General features: G+C 40.4%; 11 protein-coding genes and 1 pseudogene. All 12 read left to right on the top strand.

What is annotated here, in order from left to right:
* The first annotated feature begins 110 nt into the window (after window positions 1-110).
* Window positions 111-833, top strand: a complete 723-nt coding sequence (locus Len3610_RS11495) for a GntR family transcriptional regulator (protein ID WP_176448070.1) — start codon at window positions 111-113, stop codon at window positions 831-833.
* 351 nt (window positions 834-1184) lie between these two features.
* A complete protein-coding gene (locus Len3610_RS11490) occupies window positions 1185-2540 on the top strand; it encodes an aminotransferase (RefSeq protein ID WP_176448069.1) in 1356 nt (451 codons plus the stop codon).
* 45 nt (window positions 2541-2585) lie between these two features.
* Window positions 2586-2909, top strand: a complete 324-nt coding sequence (locus Len3610_RS20975) for a LysR family transcriptional regulator (RefSeq protein ID WP_255259579.1) — start codon at window positions 2586-2588, stop codon at window positions 2907-2909.
* A complete protein-coding gene (locus Len3610_RS20970; protein ID WP_369693692.1) occupies window positions 2896-3522 on the top strand; it encodes a LysR substrate-binding domain-containing protein in 627 nt (208 codons plus the stop codon). Before Len3610_RS20975 ends, Len3610_RS20970 begins: the two co-directional genes overlap by 14 nt.
* Window positions 3523-3545: 23 nt before the next feature.
* Window positions 3546-5278, top strand: a pseudogene (gene xsc, locus Len3610_RS11480) (sulfoacetaldehyde acetyltransferase).
* Window positions 5279-5551: 273 nt separating this feature from the next.
* Entirely contained in the window at window positions 5552-7027 is a 1476-nt protein-coding gene (locus Len3610_RS11475) for an APC family permease (RefSeq protein ID WP_176448068.1), read from the top strand.
* 109 nt (window positions 7028-7136) lie between these two features.
* Complete coding sequence (locus tag Len3610_RS11470) at window positions 7137-8597, top strand: sodium:solute symporter family protein (protein WP_176448067.1); 1461 nt, start codon at window positions 7137-7139, stop codon at window positions 8595-8597.
* A gap of 32 nt (window positions 8598-8629) precedes the next feature.
* A complete protein-coding gene (locus tag Len3610_RS11465) occupies window positions 8630-10297 on the top strand; it encodes an amidohydrolase (RefSeq protein ID WP_176448066.1) in 1668 nt (555 codons plus the stop codon).
* A gap of 24 nt (window positions 10298-10321) precedes the next feature.
* The gene (locus Len3610_RS11460; protein ID WP_176448065.1) at window positions 10322-11557 is read left to right on the top strand and encodes a Zn-dependent hydrolase; all 1236 of its coding nucleotides are present in this window, start codon (window positions 10322-10324) and stop codon (window positions 11555-11557) included.
* A 499-nt stretch (window positions 11558-12056) separates the two neighbouring features.
* Window positions 12057-13337, top strand: a complete 1281-nt coding sequence (locus Len3610_RS11455; RefSeq protein WP_176448064.1) for an Nramp family divalent metal transporter — start codon at window positions 12057-12059, stop codon at window positions 13335-13337.
* 1143 nt (window positions 13338-14480) lie between these two features.
* Entirely contained in the window at window positions 14481-15728 is a 1248-nt protein-coding gene (locus Len3610_RS11450) for a SulP family inorganic anion transporter (protein WP_176448063.1), read from the top strand.
* Window positions 15729-16884: 1156 nt separating this feature from the next.
* Window positions 16885-17805 carry a glycine betaine ABC transporter substrate-binding protein gene (locus tag Len3610_RS11445; protein WP_255259577.1) on the top strand — a complete coding sequence of 307 codons (921 nt, stop codon included), beginning with the start codon at window positions 16885-16887 and terminating at the stop codon, window positions 17803-17805.
* Window positions 17806-17850: the final 45 nt, after the last annotated feature.

The following is a 17850-nucleotide window of genomic DNA, read 5'->3' as shown; positions in this document are numbered from 1 at the left end:
TTATTAATCGCGGAATTGGTACGGATGTCTGTTTTTAAGATTGTGATACCAATTTCATTGCAGGACATAGAGTGTGCAATTGTAATTCAACGAAGAGGGGTCTTTGTTTCATGCAATTAAACTATGAAAGTTCGATATCATTACATGTACAGTTGAAGGGAATTATTGAAAAGCAGATTGCAAGTGGGGAACTTACAGGGAAAATCCCCACTGAAAGGGAATTTATGGCGTATTATAATATCAGCCGGAGCACCGTACGTGAGGCTATTAATCTTCTTGTCCGAGAGGGTATTTTGGAAAAAAGGCATGGAAGCGGTACTTTCGTATCACTGAAACCGATTCATCAATGGCTTGGAAACCTAACCAGTACGACTGACATGATCAGGCAGATGGGATGGGAGCCGGGCGCTAAATTAATTGATCATTATATCATGACGCCATCAGCTTACATCCAGGAAAAAATCGGAAGTAAAGAAGTATATTTCATTAAACGGGTACGTTATGCCGACAATATACCTGTTGGGGTTGAATCCCATTATTATCCGGTTGCCATTGGAAAAGCACTTTCTGAGTATGATTTAAATGATGTAACGCTTTATGAGATTGAGCAAAATGAGCTTGGCATTTGGTTTGCTGAAGCGAGTCAAACGATTGGTGGCGGTATAATACCGGATGAGGATGCAGGCCACTTAAATGTTCCAAAACAGCTGCCTGTTTTAGTTGCCGAACGGGTCATTAAAGAGCAGGACGGAAGCACGGTTGAATTTGAAAAAGCCTATTATCGCAGTGATATGTATAATTTTCAGATCCATTTGTCGCGTAAGTTTGGCTGAAATGTTCTTTCTTTCGCTGCCAAATTTTAAGCGGATATAGCTCCCCTTATCCCAGGTTATGTTCCCCTCCAATCTGTATTAATAAAAAAGCATTATTAGACTTATCATATTTTAAAATAACAGAATTGACAAAAAATATTGAATTTCATACCTTCCATCCCATATACTATACGTAACCATTCAAAATTGGTACGGATGTCCTGATGTATTTGATTTTATCATTGAATGGGAATGGAGGTATTCGAATGATTGTTGGAGTTCCCAGGGAGAGGAAAAAATGAAAAGGATGTTTTACTGAATAAACCGGTTTCTTTTTGATTCGTATCAATATTAAGGAAATGGGGGATGACAATGAAATCGCAAGCTGATATGAAAAAGGCTGTAACTGAAAAAGAGTCACGGTTATGGAATGCCATGCACCGCTATGATCCGGATGCAAAGGCCATGATAGCTGTCTCCGGTGAGGGGTCCTGGTTTAAGGATGCAGACGGAAAAGACTATCTCGACGGTGTTTCCGGTCTGTGGTGTTTGAACGTTGGCTATGGAAGACAAGAAATCGTCGATGCAGCTGCGGAGCAAATGAAAAAGCTTTCGTATTTTCCATTGACGATGAATCATGAACCCGCTATTCAGTTAGCTGGTAAAATTAGTGAGCTCCTTGGTGAAGAATATCAGACATTTTTCTCGAATAGCGGATCTGAGGCTAATGAAACAGCTTTTAAAATAGCCCGGCAATATCATATGCAAACAGGCAATCCGGGTAAGTACAAGTTTATTTCCCGTTATCGGGCTTATCACGGTTCGACCATGGGAGCTATGAGTGCAACTGCTCAGGCGAACCGCCGTTTTAAATACGACCCGTCAGCACCAGGGTTCTTGCACGTTGCACCACCGTACAGTTACAGGTCGTTGTTTTCTGGATCTCCTGAAGAAAAGGATTTGCGAGCGGCAGATGAACTGGAGGAAATGATCCAGTGGGAAGGTGAAGAAACTGTCGCTGCGGTTATTATGGAATCGTTCATTTCCGGTGGAGGCGTGATTATCCCGTCCATGAAATATATCCAACGTGTCGCTGATATCTGCCAAAAGTATAATGTATTGCTCATTATGGATGAAGTGGTAGCAGGTTTTGGACGTACTGGAAAAATGTTTGGGTTTAAGCACGCGGCCGGTGTGCAGCCGGATATTATAACCATGGCGAAAGGACTGACAAGTGGTTATTTGCCACTTGCTGCAACAGCCGTTAAAGCAGAGATTTATGAAGCCTTTAAAGCAGAAGGAAAAGATAGCCATCTGCGCCACGTATCAACCTATGGCGGTCACCCTGCAGCATGTGCTGTTGCATTGAAGAATATTGAGATTATCGAGAACGAAAACATTGTGGGTCGCGTTAATGAACTCGGCAATTCAAAGCTGATTGAGCTGCATGATCTTATGAATCACGACAATGTGGGCGAAGTTCGGCAGGTCGGTTTCTTGCTGGGATTAGAAATGGTTGAAGATAAGGTAACGAAAGAACCGTTATCGGAAACTAAAATGGGCGAGATTGTCGGTCAGTGTAAACAAAAAGGGCTCATCATCGGCAAGAACGGTGATACCGTACCGGGTGGCAACAACATTCTTATCATCGCGCCGCCTCTGACCAGTACCGAGGAGGACTTGGATTTTATCATTGACACTGTCAGCACCGTCATTCACAGTATGTAAAAGTCGGCGATCCTGTCAAATCAGGTGGATGGGAAGGTTATACACGTGAATTATGAACGGTTAAAAACCTTTATCGCTGTTGCGGAAAAAAACAGTTTTTCAGAAGCTGCGAAAATACTGTATGTCACACAGCCAACGATTACATCACAAATCAAATCACTGGAGGAAGAACTGAACACAAAATTATTTGAGCGGACAACTAAAAAAGTGGAGATGACCCAATCAGCTAAGATTTTATTAAAATATGCCAGGGAAATTGTCCAGATGAATGATTCTGCACGTAAAGAGATTACAGATATGGAGAGCACAACCTATGGCGATTTAGGGATGGGGTGCAGCTTGACGATCGGCGAATATATTTTGCCCTGAGTTTCTTAAGCAATTTAAAGAAAAATATCCTTTAATCCAGATACAGGTGAATATCGAAAACTCACAGGCGATTGTCAGCAGTATTAAGGATCATTTTATTGATGTCGGATTAATTGAGACTCCGATAGAGGATAACCAGATCAATCTGGAGCCATTTATGGCGGATGAAATTGTTTTAATTGCTGCACCCGACTATTTTTCGGATGTCGACCAGAATCTGACGTTGGAGCAGGTGAAGGAAACACCACTTATTTTCCGGGAAGAGGGATCAGGGACACGCTCAGTTGTCAATCATTATATGGAAAAAGCAGGGTTAACCAGTGACGATTTACAAATTGTGATGGAATTAGGGAGCACCGAAGCGATTAAGGCAGTTGTGGAATCAGGATTAGGGGTTTCGTTCATTTCAAAAAATGCGATTAAAAAAGAACAGGAACTGGGACTGTTAAAAGCCTATTCCATCACCGATTTAAAACTTAAACGGTATTTCTATATTGCTTATCGGGAAAAGCATGTGCTGAAGTCGACAACTGAGCTTTTTCTGGAGACATTGCGGAGTATTGTAAGGAAAAAAGAGGAGGCAAAGATCCAGCTGTTAAATGGCGATGATTAAAAATTTCTAAGGAGGAATTCAAAATGGTCAAGCAAACAGAGGAAATGAAGCGGGCAGTCAATCAGAAGCAAAAAATGACACCGAGTGAAGCCATCGTGGAAACACTTGTGGCTGAGAATGTTAAAGAAGTTTATGGAATTGTAGGCTCTGCGTTCATGGATATGCTGGATTTATTCCCGGCAGCTGGCATCCGTTTCATCCCGGTGCGTCATGAACAGAGCGCCGGTCATATGGCCGATGCGTATGAACGTGTTTCCGGAACAGCAGGTGTTATTGTTGGTCAAAACGGCCCGGGAATCACTAATATGGTGACATCAGTGGCAGCGGCGAATCAGGCGCACAGCCCACTGGTTGTTATTTCCCCATCTGCCGGCACCAATGCGGTTGGTTTGGATGGATTCCAGGAAGCCAATCAGGTATCGATTTTCAAGGACATTACCAAGGAAAACAGTCGGGTACCAATAAGAATTCGTGTCCGCTGATAAACTGCGGAACAGCTTTCCGTATTTGCCTATGCCGAGCGGGCCGGTGCGTTTGATATCCGCGTGATTTTGTTCTATGGGGAGTGGAGATCTATTCTCGAGCCGCATCAGTACCGTGCTGATAAGCGGGGGTGTTCGGGGGATCCCAAGTGTCGATTGAGCGGGCTGTGGAACTTCTGAAGAACGCCAGGAATCCGGCGATTATCTCCGGCCGCGGCTCTGTTCGCCGCCGTGGATTGCTACGGCGTATATGCATAATGACGCATTCCCGGCTGATCATCCGCTGGCAGTCGGTCCGATCGGCTATATGGGTTCTAAAGCAGCAATGTACTCTTTGCAGGGAGCAGATGTTGTGCTTGCAGTCGGGACACGTCTGTCACAGTTTGGAACATTGCCGTGCTATGACATCGATTATTTTCCTGAGCATGCCAACATTATTCAAATTGATATCAACCCGCGCCAGATTGGCCGCACCCATCCGGTCGAAGTCGGCATCATTGGCGATGCGAAAGCGGCAAGTGATGAAATTTATCGCCGCTTGAAATCGGAACTGCCGTCACCGGAAAAAGATGAGGCGCGTCTTCAGGCCGTGAGCAAACGGAAAGAAGAGTGGGAGCAGGAATTAGTGGATCTGGCCATGGAGGATGGCAATCCCATTAATCCGCGCCGTGCTCTCTTGGAAATGACAAAAGCCATGCCGGAGAATGCGATTGTGTCATCTGATATCGGGAATGTTTCTTCCACTGCGAATGCTTATTTGAAGTTTAACCAGACCCGCCGTCATATTGCGGCCCTGACATTCGGTAACACCGGCTTTGCCTATCCGGCAGCGCTTGGTGCTCAGCTTGCTGAACCCGATGCACCCGTGTTTGCATCATGTTGTGATGGTGCTTGGGCATGAGCCTGCATGAAGTCAGCACAGCCGTTGAGCAAACATCCCGGTGGTAGCCTGCGTTTTTAATAACAAATCATGGGCGGCCGAGAAGAAAAACCAGGTTGACTACTATGATGATCGTTATGTCGGCTCCAATATTGATGCACCTGAATTTGCCGAAGTAGCCAAATCCATGGGTGCACTCGGTTATACGATTGATAAACCGGAAGATATTGTGCCAGCAATTGAGGAAGTTTTACAAAAGCATAAGCCTGCCGTGCTGAACATTTATGTTGATGGCACGCAGCTTGCACCGCCGTTCCGTAAAGATGCCTTGAAAATGCCGACGCGTTTGTTGGATAAGTATAAGCATCTGGATTATGGTGAGTGGGGTCAATAAGACTTGAAGAAGCTCTCTGCCTGCGTGGCAGAGGGCTTTTTACAATTGTGTATTTTCTGCTCATCCCTTGAGATTACTCAATACTATAAAAGTTCTAAATAATTCTTATTAAATTTTGCAATTATATAAAATTAGAGAAATTATTGTATAATTATATATACTTCGTTACTATAGAAAACAATCAGAAAACCCCCCCTATATATGTAAGCGATATCATTAATGTGAGTAACATAACTCTGCAGGTTTAAATTCAGTATAGGAGGATTATTGAATATGAAAGAACGGGAGCAATTAGCTAGGACGTTGAAGCCTCATTGGGTTTGGGCGATTGCGTTAGGCTCGGCAATTGGTTGGGGAGCGTTTGTACAGCCGTCAGTTTGGATTGGAGACGCAGGCCCTCTTGGAGCGATTATTGGTTTTGGTATAGGTGCTTTACTGATGATGGTTATAGCCGTAAGCTATGGATTTCTAATTGAAAAATTCCCTGTCTCTGGTGGGGAGTTTGCTTATGCTTTTCTGGGTTTCAATCGTAATCACGCTTATGTGGCCGGATGGTTTTTGGTTTTAGGCTATATGTGTATTGTTGCTTTAAATGCTTCCGCGTTAGCGTTAATGATCAAGTATATTTTTCCTGCTGTAGCTGAACAAGGGTTTATGTATAGTCTGGCTGGATGGGATGTTTATTTTGTAGAAGCTATTATTGCCAGTATAGCCTTAATTTTATTTGCTTACATGAATATACGCGGTGCCACAGTATCTGGGAAATTGCAGTTTATATTTGTGATTTGCATGATTGTAGGCGTGCTGATCTTAGGAGTTGGAGTACTGCTGAATTCATCCACCTCATTTGAGAATCTTCAGCCGGTTTTTAATCCAGAGCTAACAGCATGGTCAAGTATCATTCTTATCGTTGCTATCGCGCCGTGGGCATTCGTGGGTTTTGATAACATACCGCAAGCGGCAGAGGAATTTAATTTTTCGCCTAAAAAAGGGTTCATACTCATTATTTTCTCACTTATTTGTGCGGGTCTTGTTTACATTATTATGATCACCGCAACAGCCTTGTATATGCCATGGCAGGAACTGGTAAGCTCTCAGCCGCAATGGGGAACAGGTGATGCGATGTCGGGCCTGTTCGGGAACATTGGTATTTTAATTCTCGCAATAGCTTTATCGATGGGTGTGTTTACCGGGTTAAATGGATTTTTTGTATCAAGTAGTCGTTTATTGTTTGCGATGGGGCGTGCGCAAATTATACCGAGCGTTTTTGGAAAATTACATTCAAAATATAAAACCCCTTATGCAGGTATTATTTTCACCTGTGTTGTATGTTTAATTTCACCTTGGTTTGGGCGTGAGGTGTTGACATGGATTGTTGATATGTCATCTGTTGGAGTGACTATTGCATATATTTATGCATGTGTTGTTGCTTTCAAGTTATTTAAATGGTCAAATGAATCATTGGCGATCAATCAGGATAAAAATTTACCCATTGTGGCTGCACCCGTAAAGAAAAGTTTCAGTATGGCAGGTGCTTTGGTAGGATTTGTATTTTTAGGTTTACTGCTGATGCCAAGCTCGCCCGCATTCATGGGAACACCTTCTTTGATAGCCTTACTTATCTGGATAACACTCGGAATTGTTTTCTATCTTATTAAAGGTCCAGAGTTCAGAAAAATCCCCAGTGATAGACTTGAATACCTTATTCTTGGGAGAGAAACTGATAAAAACGTTAAGAAAAGTGGCTAATTTCCCAAAAACCGGTACGTTTGTATGGTCATCACGTGCTCTTTGTTTTTGTCAACTCTGAAGTTCTCTGCTAAAAAAAACGTCTAAAATTTATAAGGGAGAAGTGACTATGAATTGGTGGTTAATTTGGATCGCCGTATTTTTGGTATTAATTTTTTCAATAAGCGTTATATCATTTCGAAAGATTAAAACCTCAGATGATTATGTCATGGCAAACTTCAATCTCGGCTTTATGCCTATAGTCGGGACAGTGATTGCCACTGTATCGGGTTCTTCAGCATTAATTGGTGCAGCAGGAAAAGGGTTTGAAATGGGAATTTCGTATTTTATAACCGCGATGAGTTTCGTGTCTTTCACAATCATTTTTGTTGTCACGATTGGACCTATCATAAGAAAGCTTAAACTTTACACAGTCCCTGACTTATTCGTTAGACGATTTGGTAAGGCAGCGGCTCTGATTCCTGCTTTAATCATTGCATTTCTTTATATGACTCCTACGTTTAGTATGCAATTAGTTGGAATGGGGTCTCTCCTGACATCAATTATAGACATTTCTATAACTGGGGCCATCATAATCGGGTTCCTGGTTAGTGTTGTTTTTACAATGATGGGTGGCATGTATAGTGTAGCATGGACAGACGCTGTTCAGACGGTCATTATTTTTGCAGGTGTTATTTTAATGTTTATCTTAGGGCTTAATTACACAGGTGGCTTTAACGTGTTAATAGAGGAAACGTCTGCACATTACTTCGATTTCTTTAGTATTGGATGGAAAGAATTGTTAAATTGGGCTCTCGTTTTTGGACCTTTCTACATTGTTTGGCAAACAACCTGGCAAAGAATATCAGCTGCTAAAACAGCAAAAGTAGGAACATGGGGTGTGACCGTTGGGTTTATTTTATCAGGTATTCTACAAATATTCACGATTTTGATTGGTATTATGGCGATCCATACGTTAGCTTCGGATACTATGCCTGATAACGTCTATACAGATTTTATGGTAGAGATTTTTCCAGCATCAATCGGCGGTCTATTTATGGTATCGCTGTTAGCTGCTCTTCTAACTGGAGCAACCTCTTTCCTGCTCAGCGGAGCGATTAATATATCAAAGGATATCTATCAAGAGTGGGTCAACCCTGACGCAGAGGATGATAAAATTCTAAAAGTATCACGTATTGCTGTACTCGGAATGGCCGTATTAGGGCTTATGATTGCTTTGTATATTACTGATGTTATTGAAATTTACCAAATTGCTTTATCCTTTACAGCTGTTACTTTGGTTGCCCCGGTGTTGGCGATCATGTTTTGGAAACGTGCTACAAAAACCGGCGTTATTGCCAGCATGATTGGAAGTATCATTATTTCTACCATATGGCGCTTTTCTGGTGAACCATTCGGAATACATGAAATTTTGCCAGGGCTGATAACATCATTCATATTGCTAATACTAGTAAGTTTATTTACGGGACACTCAGATGATGAGGAAGTTACAGCTTACTACCACACTTATAAAGAAGAAAAAGGTTCTGCCGTAATCGAGTCAGAGGAGTCAAAGTCGGCTGAAATATAAGGTAGCTTATACAATGAGAAGGGAGCAATTCTATGTCAAAAGAAAATCTTTTAATAACAAATGCCAATATTTTAACGTTAGACGATGAGAACAGGCGTGCAGGGTCATTGGCAGTTACAAATGGATATATTAGCAGAATTTGGTTTACGCCTGAACCACCACGTGAGTCATTTAGTTATTCTCCAGAAACCGAAGTAGTCAATCTGCGAGGGGCTACCTTAATTCCGGGGTTTATTGATACCCACAATCATATTTTAATGTATTCGCTTAATAAGGATAAAGTCGATTGTAGCACGCCACCAAATAAAAATATTAATGATATTTTAGAGAAAGTCAATTTGAAGGCGAAGGAGACGCCAAAAGAAGAATGGGTTCAAGGTTATGGTTATGATGATTCCTTGCTCGGGGAAAAGAGACATCCAACCAAGGGTGAATTAGATAAAGCGGCACCGGATCATCCGGTTTTTATAACGCATATATCCAGTCATTTTGCTGTAGCTAATTCAAAAGCGTTAGAAGTAGCAGGGATAGATGAAGATGTCACAGATCCCCAAGGAAGCCATTTCGGACGGGATCACGCTGGCAGACTGGACGGTGTACTTCATGAAATTCCCGCTATGAATTACGTACAAAGGGCGATTCCGCTCCCCACTACAAAAGAGATGGTTCATGCTTTGGAAAAAGGAGCCCAAGACTACCTAGCCCAAGGTATTACGACCAATACAGATGCAGGCGTTGGACTATTCTTTGGTGAGACAGGGTTTGATGCCCATATAATTGCTTCAAATAAAGGAATTAATCCTATGCGCTCACAATTAATGATGATGCATACGCTTTTACAAGAAAATGGAAAGTTTCGTCATTATAGTGTAGATCAATTAAACAATGAAATAATGAAAACAACTAATGGTAATGTCAGGTTAGACAGTGCCAAAATGTTTCAAGACGGTTCGATCCAAGGGCTAACAGGTGCTTTAAGACAACCTTACTATAATAATCCTCATGTATCGGGAGAGTTACTGCATGATCAGCGCGCCTTCAATGACAAAATACTAGACTTGCATAAGCGTGGTTTTCGCATTGCCATTCATGGAAATGGTGACAGAGCAATTGGGTCTATATTAGAAGGATTTGCTAATGCATTAAAACAATCACCAAGAAGCGATCACAGACATCGGATAGAGCATGTGCAGACGGCAACATCAGATGATTTGGACACAATGCAAAAATTAGGTATAGCTGGTTCTGTTTTTATTAATCATGTTTATTATTGGGGGGATAGACACAACAACTTGTTTCTCGGGCCTGATAGAGCCGTCAGAATAAGTCCTTTAGCAGATATGATGGAGCGGGGCCTTCTATATACATTACATTCTGATTGCCCCGTAACACCTATATCCCCTTTATTTTCTGTATGGGCAGCAGTTAATCGTTTAACAAGTAATGGGGAAATATTGGGACCTGGACAGCGGATTGACGTGAGTACTGCTTTGAAAGCAATGACAAGTTATGGTGCAAAATTAAATTTTAGCGAAGATCGTTCCGGAAGTATTGAAATAGGAAAACAAGCGGATTTTGCGGTGTTAGAAGATGACCCGACACAGGTTGCCCCGATTGAAATAAAAGACATACCTGTTCAAACTACTGTTATTGGTGGAAAGGCGGTTTACGAGGCAAGTAAAGGTACATTACAAAATTAAAAAATAGTGATAGGAGATGGCGGTATGGAAAAGCAAAAAGTTTCGATTAATGGGGAGCGGCTTAGATATACATTGGAAGAATTCGCTGACTTTGGTAGAACAAAGGATAATGGCGTAACACGTTTGGCTTTATCGGAAATGGATATAAAAGCTAGAGATTATTTTCTCATATGCTGTGAAGAACTTGGCATGACAGTTTCATATGATGATATGGGAAATATGTATGCAACGCTTCCCGCAAATGACGATACTAAAGAACCGGTCGTCATTGGGTCACACTTGGATTCCGTTGAAAAAGGAGGGCGCTTTGATGGTGTCTTAGGTGTGTTAACCGGATTGGAAGTTGTTCGAACTTTAGTTGATTATAATATTAAGCCTAAAGTTCCGATCACTATAGCCAATTTAACAAATGAGGAAGGCGCCAGATTCGATCCTTCTTTGATGGGATCAGGGGTTCTTTCAGGAAGGTATAACAAAGCTAAGATGCTGCAATCTACAGACAAAGAAGGGGTCACGTTTAAGGATGCTTTGGAGGCTTCCGGGTATTTGGGCGAAAAAGAAAACCGTCTGAAAAAAGCCCGAGCTTTTCTCGAGTTACATATTGAACAAGGGCCTGTTTTGGACAATGAGTCACTGGAAATTGGCGTTGTTGAAGGTATACTTGGAATGGTATGCTGCCAAATCGAGGTAACTGGTGATTCTGACCATGCTGGTACAACGCCAATGTCGACGCGAAAAGATTCTTTAATGGCAGCTATAAACTTAATAACTGAAGCACAAGAAAAATTAAGTAGGCTTGATAAGGATTTGGTCTACACAATCGGCCGTTTGAATGTTGAACCGAACATACACAACGTTATTCCAGAAAAAGTTATTTTTACGATGGAAGCAAGACATCAGGATATGATGACACTTAAACAAGTAGAGGAAATTATTCACCAACTTCCTGAATCATCTGGAAAAGAAAAGTGTACAGTCAAAGCAACCAGGTTATGGGGAAGTGAAACGTTGTGGTTTAATCAGGGGCTTGTTGACCAACTTGAGCAGTCAACGCAGTCATTGAAATACAAGTATAAACGGATGGTAAGTGGAGCGCGTCACGATGCTCTGTTTATTTCAGAATATGTCCCATCTGCAATGGTTTTTGTCCCAAGTGTTCATGGGAAGAGTCATGCCGAGGATGAACTTACTAAATGGGAGGACTGTGAAAAAGGGGCTAATGTCATTTTGGGAACCGTTCTTTCATTGACAACCAGTTAAATATTATAAAATGAAGATGGAACCTATTTTAAATTCACAAATCATCCCTGGCCAATTTCCATAATTGACATAAAACAATAAAGTGATGGAACTATCTTTATCCCCCCTCATCTAAATGCGAGGATGAGGGGGATGTAATATGATTATTTATTGTAAGTGAATAATTTCTGTAATAGTCAAGTGAAGGTTTGTTATCTTTGAGGTGTTGTAAGCAATATATATGCTCAGGTTGATTGACGAGAAATTAAGACACCTCGTCCCCCTTGATATAAAGGTTTTTAATAACGTTCAATGTATTTTCTAATTAGTATAATTTGCAGAATAATCATTAAATAATCATATACCCACCAACAAACGTTAAATACAACATTATTTGTAAACGGTATCATTTTTGAGGGACAAAGATAAATGTGTTGGACGCGCACAGGTTATAGGGGTTTTGAATTGGTAAGAGGCCGATCTTTTACAGGTATTTAAACTTATTGTGGGAGGTATCTTAATGGAAAAAAGAGTACCCGAGACTGTTTCAACAAAGCCTATTAATTTTAAGGCTAAACTCAAGATTATCGGTCCAGGTATTATTTTAGCTGCTACTGGAATTGGTTCTGGTGACTTGGTAACGTCAACCGTAGCTGGTGCAGATTTTGGGATGGTATTAGCATGGGCAGTAATTATAGGTGTGTCATTAAAACTTTTACTTTCAGAAGGTGTAGCCAGATGGACACTTGCTACTGGCAAAACAATCTTGGAAGGGTGGCGACTTCTGGGGCGTTGGACAATGGGATACTTCGTTATCTATGTCACTTTATTTGGTCTTATCTATGGAGCGGCAATAGGTACGGCATGCGGTATTATGATGCATGCGATGCTCCCTGTAATACCTGTATGGGCATGGGCTATCATACATTCCATTGCGGGTTTTCTTTTGATTTGGTTCGGACGTTACAAAATTTTTGAACGGGTTATCATCGTATTGATCGGGACTATGTTTGTGACGGTTGTTGGCTCAGCAATTATGCTTATTCCAAGCCTGAGAACTGTCCCCTGGGAAGCATTTTCGTTAGGGATTCCTGATGGCTCTCTATTCCGAATTCTAGGTATTATTGGAGGGATAGGGGGAACACTGGCATTAGCATCATATGGTTATTGGATACGTGAAAAAGGATGGCGAGACGCTTCCTGGTTACCAATAATGCGTTTGGATGCATCATTTGCTTATATCATGACCGGAATATTCTCAATTTCTCTTATGTTAGTCAGTACTCAATTTCTATATGGCGGCAGCGTATCTTTTGAAGGAGCACAAGGTATGCGTGATTTTTTGAATATTTATGGTGAAAATTTTGGCTCAGTTCCACAGTTAATTTTAAATATTGGCTTTTGGGCAGCCACTTGCAGCTCATTAATTGGTTCATGGAATGGCATCCCTTATTTATTTGCGGATTTTATTCGCATTATGAAGAAAAACAAAAAGAAAAAAGAATTAACACAGAGTAGTAACGGTAACCCTGTATCCATCAAAGACCCTGCTTATAAGTTCTTTCTGGCCTGGTTGACATTCCCTTCCATGTTACTATATATATTTAACCAACCAATTGGTTTAGTGTTACTATATGCTGCGCTGGGTTCAGCATTTATTCCTTTTTTGGCCATTACTTTACTGTATCTTTTAAACTCAAGATATGTAACAAAGCAATTTAAGAATAATTTTTTTCAAAACGCCGCACTTGTCTTTGTGATAGTTGTTTTTGTTACGCTAGGAATTAATGAGTTTATGTAACAACATTTTAAAGTGGGGAGGCTCCAGTTCGTAATCACCGAAAAAGACTTTCCGAACTATGAAATTAAGTAAATTATAAAAGCAGTCTACTAGAAGTGGTGAAAATTTATGGAGTAATATCAACTATGAAGAGTAAATTTCTGTATATTTAGAAGTCGACTAAAACATATTATCGGAGTATTGCATAAAATAAATCTCCCTATTTTATAAAAAAGATAGCAATTATCCAAAAATATTTTCTAGAATGTATATAATTTAGATAATGTGATTAGTTGCTTATTATCGACCTTTTGATGATGAAACCATAAGGTTAATGTACTGCACCCCAAAAGTTAGAGTAAAAACTCCTTTTGGGGTTACCGAATTCTTTATATCCTCATCTATTAAAAATCGGGTGCTAACAGTTTTGAGGATATTGCTTTTGCCGTTTTTTGTGTTTTTTTAAGACTGCACCTTTTTCAAACAACTGCTTAAAAATATCCGTCTTTTGTGTAAGAAGATAGTGATTTTTCATCCCCTGATAGTTATGGCTACTAGCGTGCTCAATGTTATATTGGATATTTTTTGATTATTGAATCCTTTAATTTCTCATCGGCTTTTTTCCGCCATCAGAAGGTTTGTCGCATTTTTTCGTCTAATTTTGAGGTCGCTCAGGAATGTGTGCTGTTTTTGGCCGTTCCTGGTTTCTACTGTGTTCTCCAGTATATTTAAGGTACGTTCGTTACAAACTATATCATGATCCAACAAACAGGAGACGATGAATCAGCTTTTTCGATGCTTTTCAATTGCTGAAACTCGTTCATGACACTCTTGATATTTCCAACTTTCAATGGAAAGCATCACATTGTTTAAATCTTCTCAGGCAAAAAACTGTCTGCGATAAGACAGATAGAGCCTTTTATCCGCTTAGCAGCCAATAAAAATCGTTCAATTCAATCCTGCTTGAGTGTTGTACGTTGAAATAAAATTGTACTATTATAAGGATTTGCACCATGAACAATAATTTCACGTTTATATAAATCAACGAGAACACAAATGTAATGGTATTGCTGTTAACGCGAACATAAGTCAAGGAGAATAAAACTATAACTTCCCAAATATAGTACAAGTGTAGTGTTAGTACTTTGGGAAGGAGCATATGAGATGATTCTTAAACCACTACTTGGACTAAAGCAACTTTTACCTTATAATGCCTCAAATTTTACAGGTGACATTACTGCTGGAGTAATCGTAACATTCTTATTACTCCCACAAAGTATGGCTTATGCAATTATAGCAGGAGTTCCGCTTACAATGGGTTTACTGTCGGGTACCTTTCCGTTAATAATTTATGCTCTTTTTGGTAGTTCGAAATATTTATCTGTAGGACCCGTATCTATCGTATCTCTTTTGGCATTTACAGCCGTATCCAGTGTGGCAAAGCCAGATTCTGAACGTTTTTTAGAAATTATGGTTATTCTTTCTTTACTGGTTGGTATTGTGCAATTAATATTGGGATTACTAAAGGTTGGCTCCTTATTAAAATATGTTTCTCCCGCAGTAATTGGCGGTTTCACCTCCGCTTTAGCAATTATTATCATTTTTAATCAGATGGATTCAATTATAGGCGCTACTACGTCATCGTATCAAAATTTCCTTGCTTATTCTCTTGAAATTATGACTACTATTCCCAAAGCACATGTATTAACTGTGATGATCGGATTAATAAGTCTTCTTTTTTTACTAGTCTTAAAAAAGATATTTCGTGTATCTCCTGGTCCACTTATTATTATTATTACTTCCATTCTAGTTGTAGATTATTTTGATTTAGATAAAAAAGGTGTAGAAATAGTCGGTGGGATTTCACGGGAATCCCCAAATGTTGCATTAAGTCTTCCTGCTATGGAAACAATCTATGCCTTAGTCCCAATTGCCTTAATAATCGGGTTTATATCGTTCTTTGAATCATTCTCTGTGGCTAAAAACCTGGCAGATAAAGAAAATGAAGATCTAAATTCCAATCAAGAATTGGTTAGCCTAGGTTTTGCTAATATGACGAGCTCCCTTGTAGGTTCGATCCCTGTTGCTGGTGCCATTTCTAGAACTGCTGTCAACTACGAGTCCGGTGCAAAGACAAAATTCTCCCTTTTTATTACAGCATTTTTGATGTTATTAGCTATCTTTTACGTAACTCCTTTGTTTTATTATCTCCCAAAAGCAACACTTGCAGCAATCATAATTATTGCGGTTGTTAATCTGATAAATGTAAAGCAACTTAGACACTATCAAAAAAATGAACCCCTTCAAGCATTTATATTTTTAGCCACATTTACTGCTACATTAATAATGGGTGTGTTTGTGGGATTGGTTGTAGGTATTGGCTTAACTATAGTACTTAACTTTCGAAGTTGAAAACCAAGGAAAAACTCTTGCTAAGTCAGTCTCAACTTCGACAGTGATTAGGTAAACGAAAGCACTGAAAAAGGGCATAGAGTTATTTGAGGGACGCGGGGTTATTTGGTCAGCCCCCGTGACCCAGCTAACACCATCTCCCACTTCACCCAAGAAAGTTATGCATAAAGTGATTTGTCTTCTGCTGAATCATTGGTTGAGCAATTGTAACCATAAAAAAGACATTTCTATTTAAATCGATTTATCATCGAGCAATCGCCCAGCCATCCGTTTAAAGCGTCTCTAATACTAGAAATCGCCCAATGCCTCTGGGACATTGAATGTTTCTATCATAGTCCCGAGGAAATTTACAAGGATACCTATAAAAAATATCAAATGTATGCTAAAAATTTATCCAGAATACTGGAGGACACAGGGACTGGATGTGAATAAGTATAAAGTGATATACTATGTCGAAGCTACTCTCCGCAGATTTTACCGTACAACCAAAACGACAGGAAGTAAAAAAATATAAAAATACTGGAAATGATGATTTGGATAGAACCAACAGTATGGTAGAACTAAAATTGAGTTTTTATCTCGCACGTAACTGGCAGTAAGACTCCACCTCAATCGTTCGAGTATGCTGTTAACTGATTCTCATGGTTACTGTCTGACCCTCTGTCCCAAAGTCTGGAAGCGGGCACCTTAGCTGATTGTTTGAGGCTGACTTGATTTACGAAAAGCATGTTGTTAAAAAGATGAAAGGGAACCAAGGATTCCATTGCAACATTCAAAAACCGGCAGATAGACGTGTAATACCTAAAAATCACCCAATAATCTCACTTAATCCACTTATTCCTAATTATACCTCTTATAAAACGGAATATGTTTTAAATACTCATTTTCAATTGATAGCCGTTCTTTGGTAGTATATAAGACAGGTTTGGTTTGTTTATTGCTGGTTAATTGTGAATTGCCGGGGAGGTCATGTTTATCATTTTAAATGAAGTGACCCAGACAGGATTTTTTACAATGATCAGCAGCAGACTCTTTTATACCTTTAAAAAATTGAAAAAGGCAATAGAGAGTCCCGAACTAAAAAACTTAGGGGGTTTTTTCTATTTTCACAGATCGCAAATGGAAGTTTAGACTGACAGCTTTTGCTGTGATTCTTATGCTGTCGATGCTCCTGGCTGCATGTGGGGGCAACGGAGAAGAGGATGATGGCGGAGACGCGGATTCCTCTGGTGATGAGGGGTCTGAAGAGACAAGTGAGGGACCCGAAATTGGTCAGGAAAATTTAACCCAGCCTTATGTTGCATGGGCAAGGGAAACAATCAGTACACATCTGCTTGGCGCATTGCTTGAGATGGTCGGCTACAATGTTGAACTGACACAAGTGGAGGCCGGTCCGATGTGGTCCAGTGTTGCTGATGGTTCAGCGGATTTCCATACATCTGCATGGCTCCCGGCCACTCACGGATCATATTGGGATGAGTACCAGAACGATATTGATCAAGTTAAACAAGTACTTGATAAAGCACCACTGTCTTTAGGCGTTCCAAGTTACATGGAAGATGTCAACTCCCTGGAAGATTTACAAGGTAATGAGGAGCTCGGTGAGGCCGTCAATTGGGAAGTCGTTGGCATTGATCCAGGCGCCGGTATTATGGAAAATACACAAGAAGCGTTTGACGTGTATGGCTTGGACAACTGGGAACTGACATCAAGTTCCGAAGCGGCGATGCTTACTGAATTGCAGGATGCCGTTGAAAATGAAGAACCGATAGTTGTGCCGCTTTGGCAGCCGCATTGGATTTTCGGTGTCCTGGATTTGAAAATGCTTGAAGATCCGGAAGAAGTTTATGGCGGTGAAGGTGACCAGATTTACACAGTCGCCCGTGAAGGTTTGGAAGAAGATGCCCCGCGCGCTTATAAAGTACTCGAGCAATATGAGGAAAATTATGACATGATTAACGAAATGATGCCGAAAGTTCATGATGAAGATCAGGACCCGGCAGAGGTTGTTCAGGAATTTATTGACAATAACCCTGAACTGGTTGACGAATGGCTTGATGGGGTACCAAGAGAATAATAGATGAGTGGAGCAGGGATTGTTTGATTATTCCTGTTCCATTTT

The sequence above is a fragment of the Lentibacillus sp. CBA3610 genome, assembly GCF_013373365.1.
In the GTDB taxonomy this organism is placed as follows: domain Bacteria; phylum Bacillota; class Bacilli; order Bacillales; family Amphibacillaceae; genus Lentibacillus.
This window is presented reverse-complemented; position numbering and strand designations above follow the sequence as displayed.

Excerpts from the sequence above, each read along its gene's own strand:
- Len3610_RS11460 (WP_176448065.1), top strand. The coding sequence starts at position 10,322 with ATGGAAAAGCAAAAAGTTTCGATTAATGGGGAGCGGCTTAGATATACA.
- Len3610_RS11470 (WP_176448067.1), top strand. The coding sequence starts at position 7,137 with ATGAATTGGTGGTTAATTTGGATCGCCGTATTTTTGGTATTAATTTTT.
- Len3610_RS11455 (WP_176448064.1), top strand. The coding sequence starts at position 12,057 with ATGGAAAAAAGAGTACCCGAGACTGTTTCAACAAAGCCTATTAATTTT.
- Len3610_RS11465 (WP_176448066.1), top strand. The coding sequence starts at position 8,630 with ATGTCAAAAGAAAATCTTTTAATAACAAATGCCAATATTTTAACGTTA.
- Len3610_RS11475 (WP_176448068.1), top strand. The coding sequence starts at position 5,552 with ATGAAAGAACGGGAGCAATTAGCTAGGACGTTGAAGCCTCATTGGGTT.
- Len3610_RS11450 (WP_176448063.1), top strand. The coding sequence starts at position 14,481 with ATGATTCTTAAACCACTACTTGGACTAAAGCAACTTTTACCTTATAAT.
- Len3610_RS11495 (WP_176448070.1), top strand. The coding sequence starts at position 111 with ATGCAATTAAACTATGAAAGTTCGATATCATTACATGTACAGTTGAAG.
- Len3610_RS11490 (WP_176448069.1), top strand. The coding sequence starts at position 1,185 with ATGAAATCGCAAGCTGATATGAAAAAGGCTGTAACTGAAAAAGAGTCA.
- Len3610_RS11445 (WP_255259577.1), top strand. The coding sequence starts at position 16,885 with ATGCTGTCGATGCTCCTGGCTGCATGTGGGGGCAACGGAGAAGAGGAT.